The sequence below is a fragment of the Arthrobacter sp. 05N33_2 genome (genome assembly GCF_056397425.1).
Window position 1 is genome coordinate 1 of the sequence record NZ_JBFTNJ010000053.1, and the last position, 24,814, is coordinate 24,814.

The 24,814-nt window shown below is 62.7% G+C and carries 26 protein-coding genes and 1 pseudogene; 10 read left to right on the forward strand and 17 right to left on the reverse strand.

Annotation, left to right across the window (positions count from 1 at the left end):
- The 6 genes from AC1DHX_RS16270 to AC1DHX_RS16295 form a co-directional block, all read right to left on the reverse strand.
- Positions 1-1,129: DEAD/DEAH box helicase family protein (locus AC1DHX_RS16270; RefSeq protein ID WP_476900242.1), on the reverse strand; the 1,129-nt coding region annotated here is incomplete at its 3' end.
- Between the two features lie 2 nt (positions 1,130-1,131).
- Positions 1,132-3,219 (reverse strand): site-specific DNA-methyltransferase, encoded by a 2,088-nt coding sequence (locus AC1DHX_RS16275; protein ID WP_476859783.1) that lies wholly within the window; start codon positions 3,217-3,219, stop codon positions 1,132-1,134.
- 2 nt (positions 3,220-3,221) lie between these two features.
- On the reverse strand, positions 3,222-3,887 hold the full coding sequence (locus AC1DHX_RS16280; RefSeq protein WP_476859784.1) for a DUF4391 domain-containing protein: 666 nt from the start codon (positions 3,885-3,887) through the stop codon (positions 3,222-3,224).
- Positions 3,880-7,158, reverse strand: coding sequence for a helicase-related protein (locus AC1DHX_RS16285; protein ID WP_476859785.1), 3,279 nt, complete (start codon positions 7,156-7,158; stop codon positions 3,880-3,882). Before AC1DHX_RS16285 ends, AC1DHX_RS16280 begins: the two co-directional genes overlap by 8 nt.
- 212 nt (positions 7,159-7,370) lie before the next feature.
- Positions 7,371-7,718: a hypothetical protein gene (locus AC1DHX_RS16290; RefSeq protein ID WP_476859786.1), complete on the reverse strand. Its 348-nt coding sequence runs from the start codon at positions 7,716-7,718 to the stop codon at positions 7,371-7,373.
- Positions 7,719-7,932: 214 nt separating this feature from the next.
- Entirely contained in the window at positions 7,933-8,235 is a 303-nt protein-coding gene (locus AC1DHX_RS16295; protein WP_476859787.1) for an HNH endonuclease, read from the reverse strand.
- Between AC1DHX_RS16295 and AC1DHX_RS16300 the strand changes: the two genes are divergently transcribed.
- On the forward strand, positions 8,234-8,740 hold the full coding sequence (locus tag AC1DHX_RS16300; protein WP_476859788.1) for a hypothetical protein: 507 nt from the start codon (positions 8,234-8,236) through the stop codon (positions 8,738-8,740). The genes AC1DHX_RS16295 and AC1DHX_RS16300 overlap by 2 nt on opposite strands.
- Positions 8,741-9,027: 287 nt before the next feature.
- Here AC1DHX_RS16300 and AC1DHX_RS16305 read toward each other — a convergent pair whose 3' ends face one another.
- Entirely contained in the window at positions 9,028-9,210 is a 183-nt protein-coding gene (locus AC1DHX_RS16305) for a hypothetical protein (RefSeq protein ID WP_476859789.1), read from the reverse strand.
- Positions 9,211-9,390: 180 nt separating this feature from the next.
- Here AC1DHX_RS16305 and AC1DHX_RS16310 point away from each other — a divergent pair, with 180 nt between their 5' ends.
- Positions 9,391-10,194, forward strand: coding sequence for a hypothetical protein (locus tag AC1DHX_RS16310; protein ID WP_476900243.1), 804 nt, complete (start codon positions 9,391-9,393; stop codon positions 10,192-10,194).
- A gap of 29 nt (positions 10,195-10,223) precedes the next feature.
- Here the strand turns inward: AC1DHX_RS16310 and AC1DHX_RS16315 are convergent.
- The 3 genes and pseudogenes from AC1DHX_RS16315 to AC1DHX_RS16325 all read right to left on the reverse strand — a co-directional run.
- A pseudogene (locus AC1DHX_RS16315) lies at positions 10,224-11,468 on the reverse strand (flavin-containing monooxygenase); the annotation flags it as partial.
- Between the two features lie 283 nt (positions 11,469-11,751).
- Positions 11,752-12,126, reverse strand: a complete 375-nt coding sequence (locus tag AC1DHX_RS16320; RefSeq protein WP_476859791.1) for a PH domain-containing protein — start codon at positions 12,124-12,126, stop codon at positions 11,752-11,754.
- Between the two features lie 217 nt (positions 12,127-12,343).
- Positions 12,344-12,922, reverse strand: a complete 579-nt coding sequence (locus AC1DHX_RS16325; protein WP_476859792.1) for an HNH endonuclease — start codon at positions 12,920-12,922, stop codon at positions 12,344-12,346.
- A gap of 232 nt (positions 12,923-13,154) precedes the next feature.
- Here AC1DHX_RS16325 and AC1DHX_RS16330 point away from each other — a divergent pair, with 232 nt between their 5' ends.
- The gene (locus AC1DHX_RS16330; protein WP_476859793.1) at positions 13,155-13,892 is read left to right on the forward strand and encodes a hypothetical protein; all 738 of its coding nucleotides are present in this window, start codon (positions 13,155-13,157) and stop codon (positions 13,890-13,892) included.
- On the opposite strand, the gene AC1DHX_RS16335 is transcribed toward AC1DHX_RS16330, so the two are convergent.
- Positions 13,889-14,281, reverse strand: coding sequence for a TfoX/Sxy family protein (locus AC1DHX_RS16335; RefSeq protein WP_476859794.1), 393 nt, complete (start codon positions 14,279-14,281; stop codon positions 13,889-13,891). The two genes, AC1DHX_RS16330 and AC1DHX_RS16335, sit on opposite strands and share 4 nt — an antisense overlap.
- 439 nt (positions 14,282-14,720) lie before the next feature.
- On the opposite strand from AC1DHX_RS16335, the gene AC1DHX_RS16340 reads away from it, so the two are divergent.
- A complete protein-coding gene (locus tag AC1DHX_RS16340) occupies positions 14,721-15,473 on the forward strand; it encodes an EcsC family protein (RefSeq protein WP_476859795.1) in 753 nt (250 codons plus the stop codon).
- Positions 15,474-15,761: 288 nt separating this feature from the next.
- On the opposite strand, the gene AC1DHX_RS16345 is transcribed toward AC1DHX_RS16340, so the two are convergent.
- A complete protein-coding gene (locus AC1DHX_RS16345; protein ID WP_476900244.1) occupies positions 15,762-16,055 on the reverse strand; it encodes a hypothetical protein in 294 nt (97 codons plus the stop codon).
- Between the two features lie 476 nt (positions 16,056-16,531).
- Between AC1DHX_RS16345 and AC1DHX_RS16350 the strand changes: the two genes are divergently transcribed.
- A complete protein-coding gene (locus AC1DHX_RS16350; RefSeq protein ID WP_011690916.1) occupies positions 16,532-16,735 on the forward strand; it encodes a cold-shock protein in 204 nt (67 codons plus the stop codon).
- 130 nt (positions 16,736-16,865) lie between these two features.
- On the opposite strand, the gene AC1DHX_RS16355 is transcribed toward AC1DHX_RS16350, so the two are convergent.
- From AC1DHX_RS16355 to AC1DHX_RS16365, 3 genes are all read right to left on the reverse strand, one after another.
- Positions 16,866-17,936, reverse strand: a complete 1,071-nt coding sequence (locus AC1DHX_RS16355) for a DUF6226 family protein (RefSeq protein WP_476859796.1) — start codon at positions 17,934-17,936, stop codon at positions 16,866-16,868.
- A 177-nt stretch (positions 17,937-18,113) separates the two neighbouring features.
- The gene (locus AC1DHX_RS16360; protein WP_223915840.1) at positions 18,114-18,296 is read right to left on the reverse strand and encodes a PspC domain-containing protein; all 183 of its coding nucleotides are present in this window, start codon (positions 18,294-18,296) and stop codon (positions 18,114-18,116) included.
- 101 nt (positions 18,297-18,397) lie between these two features.
- Positions 18,398-20,233: an AfsR/SARP family transcriptional regulator gene (locus AC1DHX_RS16365; protein ID WP_476859797.1), complete on the reverse strand. Its 1,836-nt coding sequence runs from the start codon at positions 20,231-20,233 to the stop codon at positions 18,398-18,400.
- Between the two features lie 316 nt (positions 20,234-20,549).
- On the opposite strand from AC1DHX_RS16365, the gene AC1DHX_RS16370 reads away from it, so the two are divergent.
- Positions 20,550-20,723 carry a hypothetical protein gene (locus AC1DHX_RS16370; protein ID WP_476859798.1) on the forward strand — a complete coding sequence of 58 codons (174 nt, stop codon included), beginning with the start codon at positions 20,550-20,552 and terminating at the stop codon, positions 20,721-20,723.
- Positions 20,724-20,870: 147 nt separating this feature from the next.
- Here AC1DHX_RS16370 and AC1DHX_RS16375 read toward each other — a convergent pair whose 3' ends face one another.
- Positions 20,871-21,350: a hypothetical protein gene (locus tag AC1DHX_RS16375; RefSeq protein WP_476859799.1), complete on the reverse strand. Its 480-nt coding sequence runs from the start codon at positions 21,348-21,350 to the stop codon at positions 20,871-20,873.
- Positions 21,351-21,542: 192 nt separating this feature from the next.
- Between AC1DHX_RS16375 and AC1DHX_RS16380 the strand changes: the two genes are divergently transcribed.
- The 4 genes from AC1DHX_RS16380 (at position 21,543) to AC1DHX_RS16395 (ending at position 23,889) form a co-directional block, all read left to right on the forward strand.
- The gene (locus tag AC1DHX_RS16380; protein WP_476851688.1) at positions 21,543-21,929 is read left to right on the forward strand and encodes a VOC family protein; all 387 of its coding nucleotides are present in this window, start codon (positions 21,543-21,545) and stop codon (positions 21,927-21,929) included.
- Positions 21,930-22,100: 171 nt separating this feature from the next.
- Entirely contained in the window at positions 22,101-22,442 is a 342-nt protein-coding gene (locus AC1DHX_RS16385) for a YciI family protein (RefSeq protein ID WP_476859800.1), read from the forward strand.
- A gap of 247 nt (positions 22,443-22,689) precedes the next feature.
- Positions 22,690-23,169 carry a hypothetical protein gene (locus AC1DHX_RS16390; RefSeq protein WP_476859801.1) on the forward strand — a complete coding sequence of 160 codons (480 nt, stop codon included), beginning with the start codon at positions 22,690-22,692 and terminating at the stop codon, positions 23,167-23,169.
- 252 nt (positions 23,170-23,421) lie between these two features.
- Complete coding sequence (locus AC1DHX_RS16395; protein ID WP_476859802.1) at positions 23,422-23,889, forward strand: hypothetical protein; 468 nt, start codon at positions 23,422-23,424, stop codon at positions 23,887-23,889.
- An 83-nt stretch (positions 23,890-23,972) separates the two neighbouring features.
- On the opposite strand, the gene AC1DHX_RS16400 is transcribed toward AC1DHX_RS16395, so the two are convergent.
- Positions 23,973-24,278, reverse strand: coding sequence for a DUF1905 domain-containing protein (locus AC1DHX_RS16400; RefSeq protein ID WP_476859803.1), 306 nt, complete (start codon positions 24,276-24,278; stop codon positions 23,973-23,975).
- Positions 24,279-24,814 lie beyond the last annotated feature (536 nt).

Here is a 24,814-nt window from a genome sequence, read left to right on the forward strand (position 1 = left end):
CGTGGAGGCGCGATCCCTTCTGCACCCTTACAATCTTGGACACGATGGGGCCGCCCTTGGTCTGAACCTGAAGCTCCACCCTAGCCTTCGGGAAGTCTGCGCCCCTTCCAAGCTCCATCCCATCGACGTACAGGTAGGCGCTGCTACCGGCGAGCCCCTTCACGCTGATGCCTCGCACCGCGATCTTCTTCACCAGCTTTGCCTTGTACGCGTCAAGTGCATCGAGCCGATGGACCCTATTGTGTTCGATCGCGTGCGTGGCGGAGTAGCGGAGCGCGAAGAGTGCGTTGAATCGTCCGAGTGCTTTCAGCGTCTCGCTCGGCTTCCTGGGGTTGCTTCCGAGGCGCTGCGGTTCGTCGATGATAAGAATTGGCCTGTTCGCGGCGATCACGTCGATCGGCCGGCGCGACTTGAAGGCGTCGAGTTCCTTGAACATCTTCAATCCGGCCGACTTGCCCTTGCCCGTATCCGCATCGGCCTTCTTGGCGTCACGGTTGAAGTTCTGGGCATTGATGATCATGACCTGGATGCCATCGTCGGACGAGAACGTCTCCACCTCTTCGAGGTGGTCTGAGTCGTAGACGAACGCCCGCACCTGGTGACCGTACTCGCTCAGGAAATGCTCAGCCGTGATGTCGAAAGACTTCTTGACGCCTTCGCGGATCGCAACGCTCGGCACGACAACGACGTACTTGGACCAGCCGTAGGCGCGATGCAGCTCCATGATCGTCTTGATGTAGACGTAGGTCTTTCCGGTACCAGTTTCCATCTCGACGTCTAGGTTCAGGGCTGCCGCTGGGCTGTTAACGAGATCCGGCGAGAGCATCAGACCGCTGGTCCGCTTCTGAACCTCGTGGATGTTCTCAAGCAACTGGGTCGGACTGAGGTGTAGTTCCGTGTTGCGGAGTCCGGGCCGAAGTTCCTTTGAAGCAAGTGACACGTCCGGAGACATTCCCGGCAGGGCGACTCGTGCGTTGGCGTCAGGAATCGGAATGGCGCCCGCCTTACCCGGATCGATCTTGTACCTGATGCCGTCGGCGAACGGCTGTCGGTGGATTGCTCTGAAGCAGTCGACGACGGACTTGACCGCTGCCGTCTGATACTCCTGGACCTTGAATTTCAGCTTCATGGTCAGATCGCCCGGACCTCAGTGTTGGGCGATACTTCACGGAAAATTTCGTCGGCGTTGATTCGGTCGGTGTCGCTCAGGAAGCTTGCGTCGCGGAAGACCGCTTTGAGCGGGTGCCGCTGTGCGACCGCTCGCACCAGGGACATGTCGACTTCGCCGTCTAGGCACGCGACTAGCGCATTGTCATCGACCGAGAAGACCTCGTGGCCCTCAACTGTCTCACGAGCGATCGGCAACGAGAGTTTGAGACCCCAGTCGAGCAGGACTTCAAACAGGACGTCCTCGTTCGTTCGTCCTTCCTTGATCGTCTCGACAAGGTCCAGGAGTGACCCCTGGCTCGCTGCGTCCGGGGTTGTGGCGACGTCGGCGAGGTTGCTCGAATCGACCCTGAATGCTCGGAATCCGATGTCCCCGTTCCAGTCCACGGACTTGCGTTCGGTGAGCGCCCGTTCCCCTGCTTTTGTGATCCGAATCTTTGTCAGTTCCGCGATGTTAAGCGGTTTTTCGGCCGTCTGGAGGTACTTGATCGCGTTCTTAATCGTGGTCTTGGCGGCACCAGTAGCCGACTTAAGGTTCTCCTCTAACGATTCCGGAAGCTGGACAAGAATCACCTGGCAATTGAGTCCCGTCCGAGCGCAGACATCGAAGACCGCCTCTGCTGTGCTTCCCGAGCCCGCGAAGAAGTCCATGACGATTCCGTCCCGCCCACCAAGGACGTACTCGAAGAGACGTGAGAGTTCGGCGTGGTCTTTTGGGTTATTGAAGACCTTCGCCCCCATCAATTCTCGGAGGTGCTTCACAGCAACCTGCGACTGCTTGTAGAAGTAAGTTCCTCTGACTTGAGTTGCGAGTTCCGCACTCGTATCAGGCTCTTCGTCATCACCGGAGACGCCGTCAGCATCTTCGCCAGCAATGGGACGCAAGTGGGCTTTACGAAACGGAGGCTCGGTGTGATCGGCACGGAACTCGACCAATCCGAGTTTGATCTGCCGCTGCATCTCCGATGGGTTGGCATAGCGCCACCCTCCATCCGGTATTTTGCATGGCAGATTGGTAACGGGGTGGAGAACCTCATAACGCGGCCCATCCCCGCCTGGCCAAGAGATGTCGCGGTCGCGCCACGGTCCGTGCTGATCAATTCTCTTGTATCGCGCCCACTTTTTCGAGGGGTTACTCTTCGGCAAGGAGGTGAACCACGCCGACAAGTCCTTCTCCACCGCCGAGTCATTGGCGCCGTGAAGCTGCCGGAGACGAAGGTACTCATCCCAAATTTCCCGGGCGCCAGGCTTCTCCTCCCGCCACGCGGTCTGCTGCTCACGGAGGTATGACTTCGACTTTGCGTAGACGAGCACGTACTCGTGTCCGCTGGAGAAGAACTTGGCGTCGTTCTTTCGACCTTTCTCCCAAACGAGCTGGGCAATGAAGTTCTGCTCGCCGAAGACCTCGTCCATGAGACGTCGCAGCGACGCCTGCTCCGAGTCGTCGATGCTGACGAGGATGACGCCGTCTTGCGTTAGGAATCGCTTCGCGAGGCGCAGCCGCGGGTAAATCATGCTCAGCCAGTCTGAGTGGAATCGACCGTTTGCCTCCGTGTTGGTCAGGAGACGTTCTCCCTCCTCGTTGAGCTGGTGCGATGCCTTGAGGTACTCGTCGCGTGATGACGCAAAGTCGTCTTTGTATACCAAATCACTGCCGGTGTTGTACGGAGGGTCGATGTAGATCAAACGGACTTTGCCGAGGTATGACTCTTGGAGCAGTTTCAACGCCTCGAGGTTGTCACCCTCGACAAAGAGGTTCTTGGTGGTGTGGAAGCTCACTGATTCGGCAGCTAGCGGACGCAGGGTTCTTGCGATCGGCGCGTTCGAAGCAAACTCGGCCGCAAGCTTCCCCGGCCAGTCGATGTGGTACCGCTCTCGCGAACTGTCGATGATGTGGTCGGCGAGTTCCTGACGTAGCGCTTCGAAGTCGATGGCCTTCTTTATGTTGCCCTCGGTGTCGACGGCCTCCGTAACGACAGAAGGAAACAGGTCGGCAAGCTTGTCGATGTTGGCGTCTGTCAGGTCCGGCGACGTCATGCGCAGTTTCTCCATAGTTACCTCTGTTGTTCCAGTTCTAATTGCTTTGTTTTGAGAGTGCGGCGCAGCTCGATCTTGCGGTTGAGTTGCGGCTCGGTGCGGAGCTTGCGCTCCAAGGCGGCTATCTCGCGTTCGAGCCTGTGCACGGCCTGTAGTCTAACGGCGAGCTCGGACACTTCCTCGCCCGGCCGGCTCGACACTGGGGTTATCGGGTCCAACAGTGCGGTGTAGAGGGCGTGCAGGGTGATCGCGGTCGGGAGGGGCTGCCGCTCCGTGTCGGCGGGCTGCCACCCGGTCGAGTAGTAGGCGCTGAGCTTGGGAGCGCCAACGCGAAGCTGCTTGTGTGCTGCGATCATGCGCACGGATCGATTGGCGCCATCGCCGCGGGCGATCTCGAATAGCACCGGGAACGGGATCGCTTTGTCGATCGCAGTCAGCACCGGCTGGGACACGTCGTCCATCTTAGCGTCGATCTGGAAGACCTGAATCTCTGGCACCACAGGGCTGCCGGGGAGGTTGATCGTGACTTCTGCGAGCTTGTAGGCCCAGGTGATGCGCTGGACCTCGGACACGAATCTCTCTCGGACGGTGTTGGTGACGATGCCGTGCTCGTAGAATTTCTCCTTCGGCACGCGGCTGCCAAACTTTGCCGCGACTGGCCACCGGTACAGCAGGTCAGTCATCGACGGGCACCGCCTGTGCGCGGTCGACGACGGCGATAAAAGCGATCAGTTCGAAGTCGTCCAGACCTGCGATGGTCTGGGTCAGGGCCGTGGTTTGGCCCCCGCTGAAGAGGCTGTCGATGTCCCGTTCCTCAGTGACGTCGATCATCGAGTGGATCGCATCCGTGAGCAGTGCGGAGTATTTGCCCATCTCGGCGCCCTCACTCGTAGCGGCGTTGAAGACGTGCACGACGTCGGTGACGGGTTCGTCGTAGGGGCGGGATCCCCCCCGGATGAGGTCCAGCAGGTGCTTGGCTTCGGTATGGTCGGCGAGGACGTTCCCGTCGTCGTCCAGGTACACGAGGTAATGCGGGTGGAGCCGGTTGCCACGGTTGATGTTCTCGTCGGTATTCAGGTTCCGCAGCACGAAAATCACGCCCGGCTTCAGCCCGCTGGCGGGGTCGGCGGGGATGACGGTGTGGAGGCCTTTCGGGGCCGTGGCAATATCGCCGTACTCCTTGATGTAGCCGAGCAGGTCCATCCGGAAGTCGTTGAGGCCAAGGTCGGTGATGGAGACACCGGTGCGGACGTCCTCCAACTCGATGACCTCGTCTTGGAGCTTGCGGAGCTGTTCTTTGCGGAACGCGGCGTCGGAGTCTTCGACGTTGAGGACGTTGTCGTTCGCGGTGCCCGCGAGGTCGGCAATGACCATGCGGTTCTCGACGCGCTCTTTGAGGTTGATGTACTCGTCAAGGGAGATGTCGGGCCAGAAGTTCACCAGCTGAATCCGCGCGTTGATGGAGCCGATGCGGTCGATACGCCCGAAGCGTTGGATAATTCGGACCGGGTTCCAGTGGATGTCGTAGTTGATCAGGTAATCGCAATCCTGAAGGTTCTGTCCCTCGCTGATCACGTCCGTGCCGATGAGCACGTCCAGCTCACGCTTTTCCTTCGGCATGGTCAGGTGACGCTGCTTCGAGCGCGGGGAGAACATCGCCATAACCTGCTGGTAGTCGAACCCCGTACCCAAGGTAGTCTTCGAGCCATGGCTTCCGCCCGTAATAACGGCCGTCTCCAGGCCGGCCTTTTGGAGGGCCGGGGCGAGTTCGCGGTAGAGATAGTTGGCAGTATCGGCAAAGGCCGAGAACACCAGCACCTTGCGGTTGCTCGGGTTGATCGGATGTGTCGACTTGTCGGTGACGAGCTTCAGGAGCTTCAGGAGCTTCAGGTCGTGGGCCGGGACGACCTTGCGCATCTCGTCGAGCAGCTCGCGCAGGGTCTCCCGGTCGTTCCACAGGTCGCGCTGCCAGGACTCTATGTCGAGGTCATCGAGGTCGATCTTGATCTTATCGCCGTACGAGAGCGCCTCGAAGTTCGCGTCGTCCTCGTCATCCACGTCTAAGTCGAGACCTGTTAGATCGGCGTTGAGCTCTGTGAGTGGGCCCGCGTGGGAGTCCAGGCGCTGCAGCGTCCGGTCTACGGAGTCCTCTATCTTCGCGAGCGTCAGCCGGAACGCCTCAACCGAACTCTCCAGCCGCTTGAGGAGGTTCACGGTCATGAGCTTCTTCAGGCCCCGCTCGCGCCCCTGCTGGCCGAGGTTGGAACGGGCGCTGCCTGCGGTGACGTTGTAGAGGTCCTCATACTTCCTGATCCTGCTCGGGAACAAGTAAGCCAGCGGCGTGTAAACGGCGAGAGTGAGGGCCTGGAGCTGCTCAAAGATTTCATTGAAGCTCGGTGCGTCCGCCAGGTCGGTCAGTGGTTCACGGATTGACATTGGGGCCAGCCGTTCGGGGAAGGCGCCAATCTGTGTGGTGTCGTAGAACGCCTGGATGTGCTTGCGTGACCGGGCGATCGTCACCGAATCGAGGAGTTCGAAAAAGTCGAAGTCGAGCATCTGAAGGATGCGCTCGCTCGTGCGGTCCTCCGGGGCGAGCTTGGACCACTCGTTGAAGACGCGCTGGGCGTCGCTGAAGACCTTCTCGACCGTCGTCGATATGTTCAAGTGCTGGGCAAGGTTCTCCGACTCACCCTCGTAGGCGAGCTGGAGCTGATTCTTCAGGTCGTTGAACCGGTTGTTTACGGGGGTTGCCGACAGCATCAGCACCTTGGTTTTCACGCCCTCGCGGATGACCCTTCGCATGAGCCGCTGGTAGCGGGACTCTTTCTCCTCGGCGTAGTCGGCGTTGCGGAAGTTGTGCGACTCGTCGATGACCACCAGGTCGTAGTTGCCCCAGTTGATCCGGTCCAGTCGCAAGCCGAGAGACTCGCCGCCGGTGCGCGAGAGGTCGGTATGGGCGAGGACGTCGTAGTTAAACCGGTCGGCGGCAAAGATGTTTGTCGTGAGGTTGGCGTTGTAGTTCGTCCAGTTCTCGGCGAGCTTCTTCGGACAGAGCACTAGCACGGACTTGTTGCGCAGCTCGTAGTACTTGATCACCGCTAAAGCGGTAAACGTTTTGCCGAGGCCGACGCTATCAGCGAGGATGCAGCCGTTGTAGGTCTCCAGCTTGTTGATGATCCCCGTCGCCGCGTCGCGCTGGAAGTTGTAGAGGCTCTGCCAGACCTTCGTGTCCTGGTAACCGGTGCGGTCGTTAGGCAACACGTCCTCGTTGATCTCATCCAGGAACTCTGCGAACAGGTTGTAGAGGATCAGGAAATATATGCGCGCGGGGGAGTTCTCTGCGTACACGCTGGCGATATGGTCGTAGACCGCCTCGGTGACGTCATCGAGCTGTTCCGCGTTGTTCCAGATCTGGTCGAACAGCTGCATGTACTGCGCGGTCATCGGGGCCTCGTCGATGCGCTGCACCATGTTCGAGACCGCGTTGCCGCGCTCGTAGCCAAGGTCGGCGGTGGTGAAACCCTGGAGAGGCGTGTATGCGGCATCGTTGTCCACGACAGCGAACTGCTGCATCGGGTTTCCAGTCGCGTTTGACCGGAACGTGACCTTGCGGCGCACCCAGTCGGCGCACTCCTTCGCGATTGCTCGCTGGGTGAGCTTGTTCCTGAGTCGAACCTCGAACTCGGATCCGTACAGGTTCGATTCGGCTCGACCGTCCGCGGGAATGAAGAACTCGCGCCGCTCTTTGGGGAGTTTGCCGGTCACTTGAGTCGTCAGGAACGAAGGCGAAGTGAAAATGAATTCGAGCTCATCGACCTGCTCGAGTTCTTTGCGAAGAGCCTCGAAGGCGAAGATCGAGAACGTCGAAGCGGCGATCCGCACCTTGGACCCGGTTGTGACCTTGGCCTTGAGGTCGTCACCGAGCAGGTCGTTGACGTTGTCGATTATCTTCACAGGCGCCCCGGCAGAATCTAGAACCTCTGCTAGTTCAGGGCTCACTCAGCCGAAACTTATCACGAAACTCTCTAACCTGGTTCACCTTACGGGACCGTCGAGGCGGACTATCATCGGCTCGATTGAGGCCGGCGTCTTCATTCGGTACTCCAAGGTCAGTGAGGGGCGGTGCTGCACAGACGGAGCTGGGGCTTGCCGTTCGAGGTTGGTGCTCAATTGAACCAGCGCTCGTAAGGCTCCGGGGAAGCGCTGCGAGGGCTGTGATCCTGTCGGGGATCCAATTCCTGAAGACCGCGGCAGTTAGCTGCGATAGTTTGTCTCCATGCGTTCAGTTCTTCCACAAACGCTTTACCCGCGGGCGTCTCCAGCTCAACTGAAAGTATCTGGTTGCAGATCTCGAATTCCGAAGCGTGGCGCATTTCTTCCTTGTTGCCGTGGCTACTCCTGACCATGTCGTACGCAGAACGCATAATGGCAGCCGTAGCAACAATTTGGCGCTGCTTGGAGGCTTCAGCACGCTGGTGACTGTTTGCGATCCAAGTTGCTAGAACAGCAGCCATGACACCGATGATGGCTGGGACAAGGGTCGTCAATATGACCTGTGCCCAGTCGAATTCGGTGATGCATGAGAGGGTATCTGCCTGAAGAGTGCATGTCCGGCAATGTGAACCCCCTTGAAGCCAGACTTGGACAAGACCTTGTTAGCGGCGATGGCAAGCGTCATCGATCTGCGCGCCGGGAAGCCACCGCAGACGAAGGCAATGTTCGCCAAGACTAAGCGTGGCACCTGCTACGGGAGCGGCTGTCTTTCGCCGACAACGACCCGACCTTCGCGAACGACGAGTCCCGCCGTCGTCGTTCGAGCCTGCCCTGCTGGCCCGGCGACGGGATCCCCGCTCCCTTCGCGCGGTTACATCTGGCGCAGGCGGCAACAAAGTTCTGCAGGCTGGTGGATCCGCCCTTGGGCCACGGATAGAAATGGTCGCCGTGCTCAGCCTTGGCCGGTGTGGTGTCTCGCAAACCAAAATGTCTCGAATCCCATGCCATGCAAGTCTTGATGACTAGACTCAGCTTCATGAATCTTCCGGACCCGCTGTTGCCACTGCCTGACGAGCCACTTGACCTACCTGAAGGCTTAGCCGCCGACGAGCGACTGAAAGCGGCCTTTGTTTCGGTATCCGATCACGTCAACCTTCATGCCATGGCCTGGCCGGCCAGGGATTTGGATGGGAAGCTCGTGGCGCCGCCCGCGGAACATGTGCTCCACGAGTTGGCCCACATCTATGAGCTTGTGGACGAAGAACGTCTCATGTCTAGTCCGAAACTGGGCGACGTCTACGTCGATTCAGTGCTTCCTAAGTGCGACTTGTGTGGCCAGGACGCCCGATACGACGCCATCGTGGAGATGAACGGAACGAAGGGTGGCGCGTACTTGTGCGATGGCCACTATTCGGAGCGTGGCTCGGGCACGCTGGGCGCTTCGGGGGATACATACCTCATGCTGACTGCCGAAGTCCCGGATTGGGTCCGGGTCGACTGTAACCGCCTGCTTGCCGCACAGGGTCGCGAGCCGCTGTTCTAGGAATCACAAGGGATGATCCTCCCATCGATCCCATCGATCCCATCGATGCCGGCGCCGCAGTCAAGGCAGCAGCCAAACACCTTAGCGTCAATCCCTCCCAGCTGGATCACGTCATCTGGGACCATATGCGACCCTCTCGCAAAAAATAGCTGCCCGCTCAGCGCTGCGTATTGCGCTGACCGTTGTCGGCGCTGAAGTGTGAATCGCAGCAATAAGCGGCGGCGTGTTGGCAGCGCTAAATCGTCAGCCCAAATGTCGGTTACCGATCGGCAATCGGGAGCGATAAGTCAGCGGTTCCGAGGAACGTTGAGGCGGACGTCGGCGGCTTGGACTTCATCGAGCACCCACCGCTGGTACTTCGGGTGGTCCGCGTATTTCTTGCGTAGATAATCCCGGACGATCTTCCCCTGTCGATCCTCGTTGATATAGCCGAGTTCCCGAGCGAGTTCGGCAGGTTCATATGTAGCCACAAGTCTGAGTGTAGGCCGTGGCCGGTTCATGTCAGAGCTGACCGTTAACCTCGAGCCGGCCCCGATCGCAGGAATGGCCTCGCACCGAAGCGGCGCGGGCTGGCCGAAGTGGGCGCCGAAGGTCCAATTCCCCCCAAAGTGCGGGACACTGGAAGTCCCGAACCACGAAAGCGGGCCACCTTGATTAGTCCAGCAGGATCCCGACGGCTTCACCCGGCCGACTCCATGGGACTGAACCGGACCGGCGGCGCCGGCCATCTCGATCCGCTGCTGTATCCATGGGACCCACCCGTGGCCTCCGGTGTCATGGACGGCGRTGAGTTCCGGCCGCTTGAGCTTTCAGCCGGGCTGGATGAAGCCCTCGCGCAAGCCGGCGCGGCACCGCTGGAAGCCCGTTCCCTGGTGGTCTCCATCGGCTCGAATTCAAGCGCTGAAGTGATGCGGCGGAAATTCGCCAGCTACCACCAGCCTGTCAGCGCGGTCCTGCCGCTGATCCGGGGGCAGCTCCACAACATCGCCGTTGGCCACTCCGCCCACGTGAGCAAGGCCGGCTACATCGCCGCCGCCCCGTATCCGCTGATGGCAGAGTGCACAGCGGTCTGGCTGTCGTGGCTGGACGATGTCCAACTGATGGCCCTCGACGAAACGGAGCCCAACTACCGGCGGATCCAGGTCGACGGCGAAGCCTGCCCGCTCGCGCCGGACCATGGGGAACGTCCGGAGGAGTTTTCGCTGTTCACCTCGCGCTGGGGCGTGCTGACCGACGGCAGCGGCGGGAAGCTTCCCTTCCTCGACCAGCCTGCCCTCTTCGGGCTCCTCGCCGGCAGCGGCACCGGGGACCTCCTGGAGGAGGGGAAGTCCGTGTTCGACGGGCCGCCGGAGCTTGTTGCCGAGCAACTGGCGATACCTTCGATCCAGGCATGGGCCAGGGAGTGGTTCAGCTCGGCCGGCCTCGCCGCACCTGTGGACTTCGACGGTCCTTGACCGGGTAGCCCCCCTCTGGAACGTCGCCTTCACTGGGCGGCGATGTTCCCGGCGATGTGCTGCGCAATGTACTCGGCATCGCGGCCCACGCCCGCCACGATGGACGAGCCGTGCCCGGTCAGCCACGGCAACCCGACGGCGTACAAGCCCTGGTGTTCGGTGACGCCCCGGTGGTGCCGTGGGTAGTTCCATTCGTCCAGCACCGGGATGTCCAAGATGCTGAAGTCCAGCCGGTAGCCCGTCGCCCAGAGGACCGACGTGACGTTGGCGGCTTCGAGGTTCAGCCGCGCCGGCTCCGAAGGAAGCCAGTCGTCCTTGCGCGGCGGCTCCGGCTCCGGTGCAGACATGCCGGTGGCGGCAATATAGCTGTCGAACATCGGCTTCATCCGCTCGTAGAACGCCGCCTCCACCTGGCCCAGGCGTTCCGGAAAATCATCACTGAAGACGAGGTCGCCGTCGTCGGCTGCTTCCAAATGGCCGTGCAGCCGGACGCCGCGGCGTCCGAGGTCCCGCAGGTGGATGTCGTGGCCGCCGTCGGCGCCGGACACCAGCGGGTTGCAGGCGAACCTCGCCGCGGGGGAGGGCAGCTGCCCCACGGTGAGGCCGTTCAGTCCGTAGTCGGGGCCGAATTGTGCAAGCTGCATCATCCAATAGAGGAGGTCCTGGCCGCGGTACCGGCGCGGTGCTTCCGGGCACGTGGACACCGCCAGATGGATTTCGCGGCCGACGGCGAGCAGTTCCTCGGCGATCTGGCCGCCGGACTGGCCGGTTCCGACGATGAGCACGGCACCGCCGGGCAGTTGGCCCGGGTTGCGGTAGCTGTCGGTATGAAGTTGCAGGATGTGGCTGGGCAGTTGCGCCGACAGTGCGGGGATTTTCGGCGTTTGGTAGCCGCCGGTAGCGAGCACCACGTTCCGGGCCTCCCAGCTGCCCTGGGTTGTCGCCACGTTGAAGCCGCCGCCATCCGCGGGCGCGATACGCGTGACATCCGCACCCGTTCGGACAGGAGCGTCGATGCTCTCCGCATAGTGCCGGAAATGGTCGATGAGGTCATCTCGCAGCATGAATGCTTCCGGGGCGGGGCCGTCATACGGCATGCCCGGCAGCGCGAGCGAGAAGTTCGGTGTGTTCAGGCAAAACGCGTCCCACCGGTCCTGCCACGCCCCGCCAAGCGTTTCGCGCCGTTCCAGCAACTGATGTTCGACGCCGCTCCGGTTCAGCCAGTAGCTCGTGACCAAGCCAGCCTGCCCGGCCCCGATGACAAGGGTGTTGACGCTTTGCGGAGCCGCATGTCGGGCGGCCGTCGGGTCTCCATGGTTCTTCTCCCGTAGCCAAGGTGCAGGGCTGGCTTTGTTGGCAGGATATGTCCGCAGGGCCACCGCCTACAGCAGATTCTGGGCAGTCCTTTCCTGCACCTGCAGCCGGAATCCCTAGAGAAGTACGGCCTGAACGCGGAACCGGTAAGAGGACACGAATTGCGCGTCCTCTTACCGTTGCCGGGTCGCAGGGGTTGGACTGCGTCGGGGGTGCCGAATTTCTAGTGGAAGAAGATCCGCGTTAGTGCTGGATGCCGAGGACTGAATGCGCGATCAGCATGTCTAGGCGGCGCACATCCACCTTCTTACCCGTCTTAATTTTGATATGCCCGGCGCGGGTCCAAAGCTCCAGCTCTGCATCGAGATCAAATCTCCCGGCGTTCTCTGATGACCACATGTTGATGTGGGAATAGGGCAGCGAGTACACCTCCACCTTCTTGCCAGTCAGGCCCTGGGCGTCGCGGACGATCATGCGCTTGGTTGTAAAGATGGCGCTATCCCGGAACGTCTTGTACGCGGCCACCGGCTGCTCGCCCGGCACCATTAGTTCCGCGACGTCGTTGGGAATCGGACATTCGTCGACGAACATCCACGTGGTCACTGCTGCTGCTTCCAAGGGGGTGGCTCCTTTTCGTGTGGTCAAGGCTCGGAGTTCAGTGTTACAAAGGCATGCCGGGCCGTCGTGACCTGCAATCGGCGTGTCGCGATGGCGCCCTTCATATTCAGGAAGGGTTCGCGAAATTTTCGGTGAGGTCCCCCTTGTCAGCGGATCCGGGACATCTGGGACAGGCAGGGCGACAACACATACCGATGCTCGACGTATCGCCTACAACTTAGGCAAACGGCTGCCGTTCCCCGACGGCGACCGCATCCTCAAGCGTTACGTACGTCCGCCGTCGTCGTTCCAGTCTTTCCCGCTGGCCTGGCGACGGGATGTGGGCGCCTTTCGCGCGGTTGCACCTGCTGCACGCGGCGACGAAGTTCCGCAGGCTGGTAGATCCGCCCTTGGACCACGGGTAGAAATGGTCACCGTGTTCCGCATGGCGGGAACAACGGCGGCGGAAGCCGGCCTCCAGCTCGCACTGGCCTTCTGCCCGCGACATGCCTTCGCGGCGCTGCTGGCGGCTGAAGCGCCGGACCGGATCGCGGCGCTTCACGTCCCTCGCCCGGATTACCGACGCGCTAATGGTCAGGACGACGGCGAGTACGCCAGGGAGCGCGACGACCGCCAGCACGCCGTCGAACATCCCTGTAAAGATGGCTGTGACGGTCGTGGGGGGTCGTACCGCAGTTGCGTTCCCGGAACGCGTCACGAGCGACAGGATGGCTCCGGCGAAGATCCACACCGTCAACGCTGCCATGGCGAACCGGAGTAATTGGCGCGTCCAGTAGATGCGTTTCAATTCAATCATTTGGTCTCCCCCATAAAGACTCCGGCAAATGAAGACGGGCGGCGTCCCGCTCGCTGAGACAGATCGTACCTTCGCTGGCGCTTCGGGGAGGCGGCGCCTCTCCAAGCGGGGCGTTTCGCCGAGGGTGTTCTGGTTCAGTGCCGACTGCGCTAGCTTTTTTCTATGGCCATGGGCAAGCAACGGTGCTCTGACCCCCTACAGGAATTTCTACTCAGAAGGAGGGGGAACGGTCATGAATCGACGAACCAAAATCTTCTTTGGTGTGATCGTTCTGTTGCTGGTTGTTGGCGGGGTGACATTATTTGCCTTCGACAACACAAAAAAGAACGGGGCCGCGGAGTACAACCCGCAGATCAACCCAGCAGATTTCACCACCGAAATCACCAACAAATACTTCGCGCTCCCTGTCGGCAAGAAACTGACTTACGAGACCGCCGAGCAAGGAAGAGTCACCGAGAGGATCGAGATCGAAATCTTGCCGGAGACGAGGACCATAGACGGTGTTGAGACGGTGGTCTATCTGGACAAGGAGTACAAGAACGGGCAGCTCGTGGAGGAAACCCGCGATTATCTGGCGCAACACAAAAACGGCGACGTGTGGTACTTCGGCGAGGACGTGGACAACTACTCGAATGGAATGTTGGTGAACCACTCCGGCAGCTTTTTGCATGGAAAAGACGGCGCAAAAGCCGGCATCTGGATGAAGGCCGAGCAGCGCGTCGGCGATTCCTACAGGCAGGAGTTCTACGTTGGTAATGCGGAAGACATGCGGGACACCGTAGCTACCGGCGAGACAGTCTCCACCAAGTCAGGCACGTACACCGACTGCGTCAAGGTCTACGACTGGACGCCGCTGGAAAAGAACTCCCGGGAGTATAAGTATCACTGCCCGCAGATCGGTGCGCTGGCCCTTACCGAGGACCTGGAGACCGGCAGCCGGTCAGAACTGGTGAGTGTTGTCCTGCCCTAGTTTTCCACCCTTTTGGGCCGGGGCTTAGAAACCTTCGGCTCCTTGGGCGGCAGTCCGGCCACGTGCTCGAATGCTTTCTTCACCCAGGCTTTGGCCCGCGCCTCGTCGCCGTCGCCCTCGGCGTTCCAGATCTCCGGCAATCCGGTGTAGCCGCCCATCGGACGCTCGGCCGGCCCGAACGGGACGGTCCGCTCGGTGCTTTCAAGCATTTCTTTGTCCGCCTCGCCCAGCTTCACACCGATGGTGGGCCCGAACAGGCCGGCGAACATGTTGCCGTTCACGAACGCCCCAAGGTTTCCGAACATCGGCTTGACGACCACCTCGGGATGGTCGGGAAGCACCGCGCGGAAATGCTCCTTGTCGGCATCGGACGCTTTCGGCATTTCCATGGATCTTCCTCCGGTAGTTGGCGGTCACGGACTGGTCTTCCTGCAGGATATGCCCGCGGCGGGGCACGGTACAGGCGGTCGGCCTGCAGTCGCTGCCACTTCGACCACCGGTTCCGACGCTCATCTTTTTGAGCTGGAGAGAAAGCTCGACTTTCCCTGACGGCGCCGACGGCAGCGGCAACGACCTCTGCGGAACAGGTCCTGGGTGCTGACGAACGTAGCTCCTGCGGCGGTCAGGCTGTTTAGGGATCAAAGGTCATGGGTCGTGAAAGTGTGCGGCTCCCGTCATACGACTTCCCGGAAACATTGCAGGGCGCGCCACCCTCGTTCTTCGCACCCTCGGGGTATGGCTGTATGTTCATGCCGGGGGACGTTCACCGTCGTGTGCGGTATGTGCGGGATGCCCCCGCATCATGTCAGCACCGTCGAAAGGTCTCAAGTGTCCCATCCCGCTTACAACCAGCCGCCCGAGTCCGGCTACCCGAGTGAGCAGCTCGAGGAGGCGCCAACAGCTGCCGCAGATAAGGCGTCCGGGCAGCTCCTGAAGCTGGTTGGCAAAGTGATCGACACGGGTGTCGGTCCCCTGACAGGCTCGATCACGTGGGCGGAGGATCGGCTGGCTCGCGTCCAAGGAGCCCGCTACGAGCCCAACGCCGACCCGACACGGAAAGTCAGGCCGTACGAGCGCGACGATATCGAGAAGGCGATCAGAAGGCTGATCATCGAGTCGGTCGAAGCGGCCAGTGTCAACGGTTTCGTGACCGGGCTCGGTGGTTTCATCGCCATGCCAGTGACCGTTCCCGCGAACATGGCGGGCGCACTCGTGATCAATGCACGTCTCGCCGGCGCAATCGCCTACCTGCGTGGGTACGACCCCAAGGATCCGCACGTTCGCACAGTGGCAACGCTCATCGCGGTGGGCTCGAACGCACAGCAGATCGTGAAGGCATTCGGCATCAAGGTTGGAGAGAAAGTGGCAATTCAGGCGATCAAGCAGCTCCCGATCGTGCTGATTCGCGAGATTAATAAGAAGGCCGGTTTCATGCTCCTGGCCAAGTACGGCTCGAAGCGTGCGGTCGTGACTTTGGCGAAGGGCATACCGTTGGTCGGTGGAGTGATCGGCGGCGCGGTGGATGCGACCATGACGAACGTGATAGGCCGCACCGCGAGAGCGATGTTCCCCGTCGAATGATCGATTGGCTTTCTGGCAGTCATTTCGGTCTTAGCGCCAGTCGATCCACCGCTCGGAAGTCTTGAGTGGAGTGGCCGGGCCGCGCGAGGCACTGCAAGTACTTGCCCGCCCGATTCGTTCTGAAGGCCCTGCTCCGGCGGGGCCTTCACTGTGACGACCGGTCGTCAGGTGAGATCTGCCACCGGCTCCGTGATCCGGGCGCGGCCGTCCTACTCAAAATGTAGGACCCCGGCCCGGCGGGGCAAGCCTGGCCTCTGCCAGTTGCTCGGCGTCCTTGAAGTCGCGGTCCTAGGCTTTCTTATCCTGGCCGACGCACCACCTGTAGGTCCCGTTCCACTTGGGCTCCACTACCGGGCCGGCCGCTTCGATCTGCTGACGGGTTGGTCTGACCTTGGACTCAAGCCTGACCACAGGGGGCGGGGCGTACTTCGCCCTCCGTGGCGGCCACTCGGGCTCCAGTGCCAGTGGCTGCGACCGCCTCCGGTTATACCTAGCGAGGGCCACGGTGGGGAGAATTATGCAGGCCAGCAACACGCCGAGCCAGAGCATCAGGAAGATCACGATCCCAATCAACATTCCCATGGCCCAGATTAACTTCTAAACCGTCCATTGCGGAAGGGTTCGGCTACGCCCGCCGGTGGACCCGTCCCCGCCGTGCGCGGCGGTAACGGATCCCCGGGACGCAGCGCCACCCCAATACGCGGCCACAGCCAAACCTGGAACGCACCTTCACCTTCCCCGGCGTGGAGGGTCACCAGCTCGAGAAGCGGGGCTGGCAGCCGTGGTCGATGACTTCCTGACTGCTGACCAGATGCCGATCCACACGATAGATAGCCAGGGCCTTTCGGCTTGGGCATGGGTACGCCAATCAGGCGGTGGTAAATGGTGTCCGGAATCTCCTGTATGGTTGATCCTGTTGTTGTGTTTATGCAGTTCGTAGTTCAGGCAGTACGCATGGTCGAAAGTCCATGTTCTTCTGAAGCAGCGGTTTTGAGCACCCCAAACAGGAGGACCCGAAAGTCGGGACAGTTCCTCCACCTTCACGAAGGACAAAAATAATGGCTACTGGTACCGTCAAATGGTTTAACGCTGAAAAGGGCTTCGGCTTCATTTCCCCCGATGACTCCTCACAGGACGTTTTCGCACACTACTCTGCGATCAACTCCTCCGGCTTCCGCTCCCTCGAAGAGAACCAGAAGGTCTCCTTCGAAACCGAGCAGGGCCCCAAGGGCCCTCAGGCCACCAACATCCAGGCTATCTAATTTCCTTTTAGATACCCGGGACCGTTAGGTTTCGAGCAGGGCCCGTCTTCGGACGGGCCCTGCTTTTGTTTAACCCACCTGTGCTCCCAAGAGCAGTACGACGACGGCGGTGCGGCACCGCCGTCGGAGTTCAGCTCCCGCGCAGCGGCCACGGACTCCACGAGCCGACTACATCCCGCAGCCGGATCTCAGCCTCCTCGAGTCGGGCGGCGGCGACGGGGCCCGGTTCGCCACTACCGCTTTCCGAACCCGAGCCGTCGAACGCGCTGAGTGCGTATTCGCTCCACTGCCGGCTGCCAACCGGGTAGCGTTCGGCGTATCCGCCGGCCGCGACCGAGAGCACCGCCCGCTCCATCCGGTCCGCTGTTGTCTCAGCCGTCTCGTCGCACGCGTCGCAGCCGCACAGGGGAAACGGGAAGTCGTGCAGCACGCCGGCGTGGACCACGACGCCCGGGTAGCCGGTCAGCACAAACGTCAATGGCGCCGCTCCGGAACGCCGCGGGGTGACCCGAACTGCATGCAACACGTCCCGGACCTCGATCAGCAGGTCCCTGGCGTGGACCGGATCCTCATGGACCTCGACGTCGTACGCGGTAGCCAGATGGTCGATCAGGGCCCGTGCCACGATGTGGAGTCCGGCGAAACGCTCGGGGTGGCTGTCCACGCTGTAGGAATCAGGATCGGGCCCCTCAACGCCCCACTGCCGGCCGTAGGCAATGGGTTCTCCACCGGGGGCGTAGTAGGTGGTCGTCGGCAGGTCCGGCCGGACATAGCGGGGCTGTCCTGCCGTCGGTGGTACCGGAACGGGCCGCATTGCCGGAGACTCATCCACTTCCTCCCTGGCCCAGTCCAGAAGCGCGGAAACGAACCCGCGCACTGATTCTTCGTCCGCGCTGCGCACAGCCACCAGCAGACGGTCGACGTCGAACTGCCGCTGGCGGTTTCCCACCGTGGAAGGTGCACCTTCGTAGGCGGCCCAGTGCGCGTCCGGTCTCAGGCGGGCGATGGCGTTCCCGGCGAAAACGGCCGCCGCGGCACTGAGTGTGCTGTCGTTTTCAAAATAGGAGCCGAACGTGCGCAGGAACGAAATGAGCCGCTCAGGATCGGAGGCCAGTTCTTCGGACCGGACTCCGCGGCCGATGCAGAACTCGATGAACGGGGCATAGCCGCCCACATGCCTGACCTTGGCCGGTTCGCCCACCGCAGGTTGATACAGGGCCCTGCCCCGAGGCATTGGCTCCGGCATCCCGGACGGTTGCCCTTCGAACAAGTCCTCGGTTGGCGCCATACCGCGATCCTAGGGCACGGGGCAGCGCGATGGAGGGGGTTACTCAATTCCAGCGATGAAAGCTGCGCTCGGTGCGGTCCTGCCCGGCGGCTAGTCATCCCGGGGGATGAGGATCCACAATGCGATGTAGACGAACTCGCCCACGCCGAACAGGCCGAAGAACATGAACCCGAGCCGGACAAATGCCCGGGGGACTTCGAAACGGTCGGCCAAGGCAGCGCACACGCCTGCGAAGATTTTGCCGCGTCTGGGGCGAACCAAGGTTGCTGACATTTCGCTACCGTAGCACCAGGCGCCCGTCGAGTCAGCAGTGTCTTTCGCCCCTGCCGCCCGGTGCCACAGCACGCGCCGCTGCCGCCTCGCGCCGCAGCTGATCAGAGCTGCCCGCGCCGGGCCAGGTACGTGTTGAGCGCCGGGTTGTCGATGTCCTTGGCCAGCCACGGGATGGTCTCCGCGGCGGCGGCATCACCCAGGACCGCCCGGTGCGAGTGCGCCCGGACCACCAGTTCGCGCAGTGCGCCGCGGCTGGCCATGGTGCCCAGCCGGTCGGCGTAGTCCCCGGCGGCGGGGGAGCCGGCGTCGATCGCGACCTCGGCGGCCGTGTCCAGCAGCCGCGCCCGGTACCAGAGATACCAGGGCGTGGTGTCGAGCCCTCGCTTCAGCCAGGATTCGGCCGCGGCCTGGTCATTCAGCGCCATGCTGAGCCGGGCCTTGGCCCCGGCGGCCAGGGTCAGGTAGCAGTGGTCGCCGGCGACGTCGGCCATCACCCACGAGCGGTCGATCAGCGGAGCGGCGTCCTCCAGCCGGCCGGCGGCGAGGAACGTCTCGCCGCGGAGCCCGGCGACAAAGGGTTCGAACGCCGTCCAGTGCTCGGCTGCGATCAGTTCCTGGGCCCGGTCCAGGCATTCAGCCGCCGGCTCCAAATCCCCGCGCAGCAGATGCACCCGGCCGGTCAGGGCCGTACTGAACGCCAGTAGGCGGCGGCCGCCAACGGCGGTGGCGAGCCGGCTCGATTCGGCCAAAGCCGCCAGCGCCTCACCGTAGTGCGCGGTGTCCGAGGCCGCCATGCCCTGGATGGCCAGGATCCTGGAGCGTTCGTCGTCGAACCCGTCCGCCGCCCGGGCCGCCTGCTCCAGCCAGCCGGCCGCACGGTCCGGAATGCCCCGCTGCACGGACAGGTACCCCAGCTCCCGGTACGCGGCCGCCGCCACCCGCGACGCCGACCGCCCGGGACTCCGTGCCCCCGACGCCAGCGACTCCGGGTCCAACCCTTCCGACTTCAAAGCTCTGTGCAGGAGATCGGCCACCTCGGCGCCGCGGCCGCCGGCCTGATGGATCAGCGCCGCGGACAGTGTGACCAGGGATTCGGCGAGCAGATGATGGTCCCCGGTCCGTTGCGCGATCTCGGCTGCGAGGCGTAGCTGCTCCAGCCCGCGGTCCACCGAGCCTGCCGAGAGCGACGCCTCGGCGGCGTCGAGGTAGGACCGCACCGCGGCCGAACTGGCCGGCAGCCCCGGCTCCGCGGCCGGCGCAGCGTCGGACAGTGCCCGGCGCACCTCCGCCGGCACGCCGAGCCCGAGCTCCCGGCGGTAGAGCTCGCGGCACTTGTCGGCCTGCTCCCGCGCCCGCCGGTAGTCACCCAGGGCGAGCAAGGCCTTGATCAGCACGGCGTGGCAGTCGGCGTTGAAGGGGTCCAGGTGCAGCGCGCGGGTGGCGAGGTCGACGGCGTCGTCCGCCCTTCCGGCCGCCAGCGCGGCGAGCGATGCCTCGTAGAGCAGCGTCAGGACGGCGTTCTCGAGCCGGTGCCGCTGGTCCTCCAGCCAGGACTCGAACGCCGGGCATTCTTCGAAGGCGAGTCCCTCCAGGAGGTCGCCGTCGAAGGTGCGGGGGTCGGCGCCGCCGGCTGGCTGCAGGGCCGCCAGCACATCGCAGTTCCAGCCGGCCGGCAACACGAGCCGCAGCGGGTCGCCGCCGACCGAATCCGCGCCGAGGGTCCGGCGCAGCTCGGAGAGATTCCAGCGCAGGGCGCCGAGGGGGTCCTCGGCGTCGGGGAACAGGAGGGCCGCCGTCCGGGCCCGGCCGGTGCCGCCCGGTTGCAGCGCGAGGTAGGCCAGCACAGCCCACGCCTTGCGGCCCCGGGGCTGCCGGGGTGCGGTGCCAACGGACTCGATCCTGGGCGGACCGAGGAGCCGAATCCAAGTCTCGGCCATATGAGTCATGCTACGCCGCTGGTGGGGGAGCGGGAGGGGCAGACGGTGAGCGTGCGGCGGGAGAGCGACGGCGCCTGGCCGGCGCATGATCGGAGCCGAAGGGAGCCGGAAGCGGGCGGAAACCAAAGCGGAAAATGCTCACACGGTGGCTCACACGGTGGGTGCGGAAACTGGACATGTCCCCACAAAAGGACCGGAAACCTGAACCCCAGTCGCAAACTAAACCCGCACCGATCGCCCGGGATTCCGGCCCAACAACCTGATCCATCATCAGCCCCAACAACCAGCTCCATCACTCGCCCGAGGTGCTCTTCACATGGAATTTGCCGCTATCCTGCTCGCCGGACTCCTGGTCTTCGCAGCCGTCGCCACCATAGTCGCGGTCGTCCGCGACGGCCGGGGCCACACCCCTCCCATCCGGTCCACCCGCCCCTGGATGGCAGGCAACCTGCCCAGCGAACCGTACGCGTCCCTGCAGTCCCTGCGCTGACCGAAACCCGGCAGCCCCCCGCTAGTAACCGCACGGGCCTGACCCCCGCTTCCAGCATGGGAGGCGGGGGTCAGGCCCGACGTCGTGCGGTGCCTTTGTGGAGTTCAGCGCTTCGTGGCGGGGTGCTCGGGTGACCGCCGCGTCCGTTCACGGGGCCTGCGTAGCCCCGGTCTGAGGAGGCCGGTCTTTTAAAAGGACCGTCGCGGCGATTGCGGTCCCAAATGCGAAGAGGACCAACGGAGTTTGGAAAATCGCGCCCATGATGGCAAACCCTGCATCGGCTATTGGCTTTGACGCCGAAAATAGGCAGGCAGCGTCGATGGCCAATGCGGCCGCGTAGCCGACGAAGAAGCAGACGAGCAGCGCAGGAGTCTTGTAGCTCTTCGTAAATGCCCTAACCGCGAAGTCGTAGACCAGGTATTTGAGTCCGATGATGGAGGGTGCGAAGGTCAGAACGTAGAAAACGTCCACGTCCTCCGGAAATTCGGCGAGCGGAACGTTCGCGGTGCCTTCGTAATTGCCGGCTGAGTGGAACCAAAAGCCCGCCAGCTGGGCAGCGACAAGCAGGACAGCCGCGGCACCGTACCGCAGCAGTACCGTTCCACGCCGTGTCATTCGGATTGCCATGGCGTCAGTATGACAGTGCCCGTCAAGGGCTCCCCTCGAGGACTGGGCCATGGGCCGCCGTCGTGATCGCAGCCTAAATTTTCCCCGCTGAGACTGGCGCCATGAAGGTTCCGGGGACGTAGTTGGCGCTCTTGAATCTGAAGAGTGACGGATGTCAGATGGTCTCAGACAACCACCCCGGAGGAGGTCGCCATGACGGTCGCTTTCAACCACACCATCGTCTACGCAACGGATAAGCGGCGGTCGGCGAAGTTCCTGGCCAACGTGCTCGGACTGCCGGAACCCGAAGCCATGTGGTCCTTCATGACCGTGCCCCTGGACCACGGAGTGGCCCTCGATTTCGCCACGGCGGACCGGCCCATCGCCCCGCAGCACTACGCCTTCCTGGTCAGCGAGGAGGACTTCGACGGAATCTTCGCAAGGATCCAGGCCGAGGGCATCCCCTACTGGGCGGACCCGGGACGGTCCCGCCCACAGCAGATCAACCACAACGACGGCGGACGCGGCGTCTACTTCGCGGATCCTGACGGGCATTTCCTTGAGGCAATCACGCGTCCGTACGGATCGGGTGCTGCATGAGGTCCCAGGTTCGCCGTCACGGCCACCGGAACGCAAAAGGAGCCGGCCGGCCGCAAGCGGATCCGCGAGCAAGCACCGGCCTCCGCGGGACCGCCTAGACCGTTGCGCGGCACGAGGGCATCGGCGAGGATGAACGCGATTCACCGTGCTGCAAACAAGGAGTCGACGCGAATGACCAAATATTTGATCTCGTTTCCGAGTGCCGCCATGGTCTTCCCTGACGAAGAGCTGCAGGCTGTTTCGGATGCGTCGCACGCGGTGGTCCAGGAGGCGAAGGACGCCGGCGTCTGGGTGTTCGGCGGCGGCATTGATGAGGGCATCCCGCCCGTCATGGTCGACGGCGATGGGACCGTGAGCGAGGGCACTTACCCGCAGACGACGCAGCTCGAAGGCGGCTACTCGGTGCTGGAACTGCCCTCGTACGATGCGGCCTTGGAGTGGGCCGCGAAGATCGCGGCCGCCTGCCGTTGCGCGCAGGAGGTGCGCGCTTTCCAGTACGACCCCGCCAGCTAGGTGACTGCGCGGCGGGCGTGGCTTACACTGACCTCGGCTGGTGGGCGCCGGGGGAGGGCACGTGTCAAGACGACATCTTTGTGGGGCAGTAGTGATGGCTTTCGGGCTGGCCTTGGCCGGATGCTCTGGATCCACCCAGCCAGGCCTAGCCTTCACTTCGCCCACCGTGCGTGCGGCACCCTCAACCCCGAGTCCTCAGCCAAGCCCGTCCATCGCCCACGAAGGCAACGTGAAGGGAAACAGCGCGGTGAGCGTAACCGTGGCACCTGACATCTTCGACCAGCAGGGCGAGAGGTACGAGGAAGGACTGGGTGACGGATGGGAAACGTCACCCGGGTTCCTTGTCGAGACCGACAACCAGGACAAGGCCGCCGCGGCATTGTATGCCGCGGGAGAGCGCTTTTATTCGGTGGACCAGAACGGCAAGGAACTGAGCCCCGCCGAAATGACTGGCGACTACCCCCAGTACACGCCAAACTACGTCTCCGATGTCTATCTGACCGAACTTGGCCCCATGATTTGGACTGACACCAAAGGCGAACTCTCGATAGGCATGGCGGAAAGGATGCTGCTCATACTGGAGGCCGAACTCCGGTCCCAGGGGATCACGGCCCATGTGACTGCTCCACCGGCTGACCTCTCACTCGACGGCACGCCCATCTGGCGGCCTCCCACCGAGACCGCCGTGCACGCGGGGGCTGACGTGAAAGCGCCGACGAACGAATAGCGGCGGCGGGAGAACCTCGGGGCACCGTTCCTCGCCCCGGATAGGCGCGGAACACCGGCGTCGTCGGTCAAGTGTCTAGACACCCGCATTGGCGCGGGAGCATCCTAAACGTGTGCGCGTTTCGGGAGGAGAGCGGCCACGGGGCAGGGAGATCCCGCCCTGGCTGGGGAACCCTGGGGAACCGGTGGACCGTTGGCAGTCCCACCTTCCAGGCGTGCGGACACGATCGGCGAGGGAACCGGGGACCAGATCATGGACGAAACATCCGATACGCGGCAAAGGCTGTCCAACCGCATCGACCAGAAGCAACGGGACCTTCAGTCCTACCTCGGCCGGGAACGACCACGGCGCTCCCGGCTGGCCAGCATCAGCATCGTGGGCAGCGCGCTGGCCGCCGCGTTCACGGTCGGCCCCGCCGCCGGTGGCACGGGGTTCACTGAAGCGGTGGCGAACATCTTCAACCTGGCCGACGACTCGGTTGTTTGGCGCGGGCTGTGTCTGCTGGCGGTGATCTGCTCTGTTGCCGCGGCGCTGGCCACGAACTTTGCCACGTCCCGTTCCGTGGCGGACCGTGTGAGCGCAGCCGAGACCGCCAGCGCCCAGCTGGAGGGGCTGCAGGTCGCACTGAACTTCGGCCACATCGAGATCGACGAGGCCGTCAAGCTGTATCAGCAATACGCCACGCAGGTGGCCTTCGTGGAGGCGTCTCCGGCGGGGTGAACTGTTCTTTCAAGCAGCGGCGCAGCAAAGAGCAGAAGCGTTCGGGTCGCCCTGCAGCTACCCCTGCAATCCAGTCCCTGTTGTCAGCCCTCAAGAATCAGTTCGACTTCCACGTCCACCTCATCGCCGGCGTGGATGCCGGCTGCGGTTCTGATGGCCTTCTTGACGGGGAGGAGGTACGAGTTGGTCCTGCTGTCCGGGAAGAGCGACGTCGACCACCGCTGCCCGGCGATGCAGGCCCTCACCTTCACCGAACCGAAGCCCTTCCGGAATGGGGCGGTCTGGTCCTTGAGCTGCTCCGCCAGGTCCGGCGGCAAGGTGATGAAGTGCCAGCCTGCCTGCTCGGGGTAGTGCCACAGCTCGGCACGGAACGTGTACGACGTCGTCACGCTCTGAGTATGGCACCGGGAGCAAAGCCTCGTGATGTGCGCGTGTGACCCACTCCATAGAAGCCCGACGCCGGGCCGCCGGCCTTTGGGGGCGGCCAGGGCTGCCGAAATCCGCGCGGTTCCGGGAATGTGACGCCATGGAACCCCCTCAGGGGGCCGATTTGTGCAGGGTCCTCCCGGCGTGTAAAGTARTTCGAGTCGCCGCCGCTGATGCGGAAAGAAAGCGACCGACCCCCTTCTAAACAGCCTGAAAATGGTTCGCAAATTTGCGTGCTAAATAACGGCGGGGACCTTCTTGGATGAATGTAAATCGCAGAAATGCGAATTTGCAAAGACTTCCGAGATCGGGTAAGTTTGAAAAGTTGCTCCGGAGCGATCCCTGACTGATTGTTGGTTGTGGTGGTGCCGGGTGTGTCTGTTGTTTGAGAACTCAATAGTGTGCCAAGTTTGTTGATACCAATTTATTGTATTGAATTGGTTGAATTTGCCGGGCCCGCCACCCCGTGGTGTGGTCTGGTGTTATTTGGCTGGTTTCA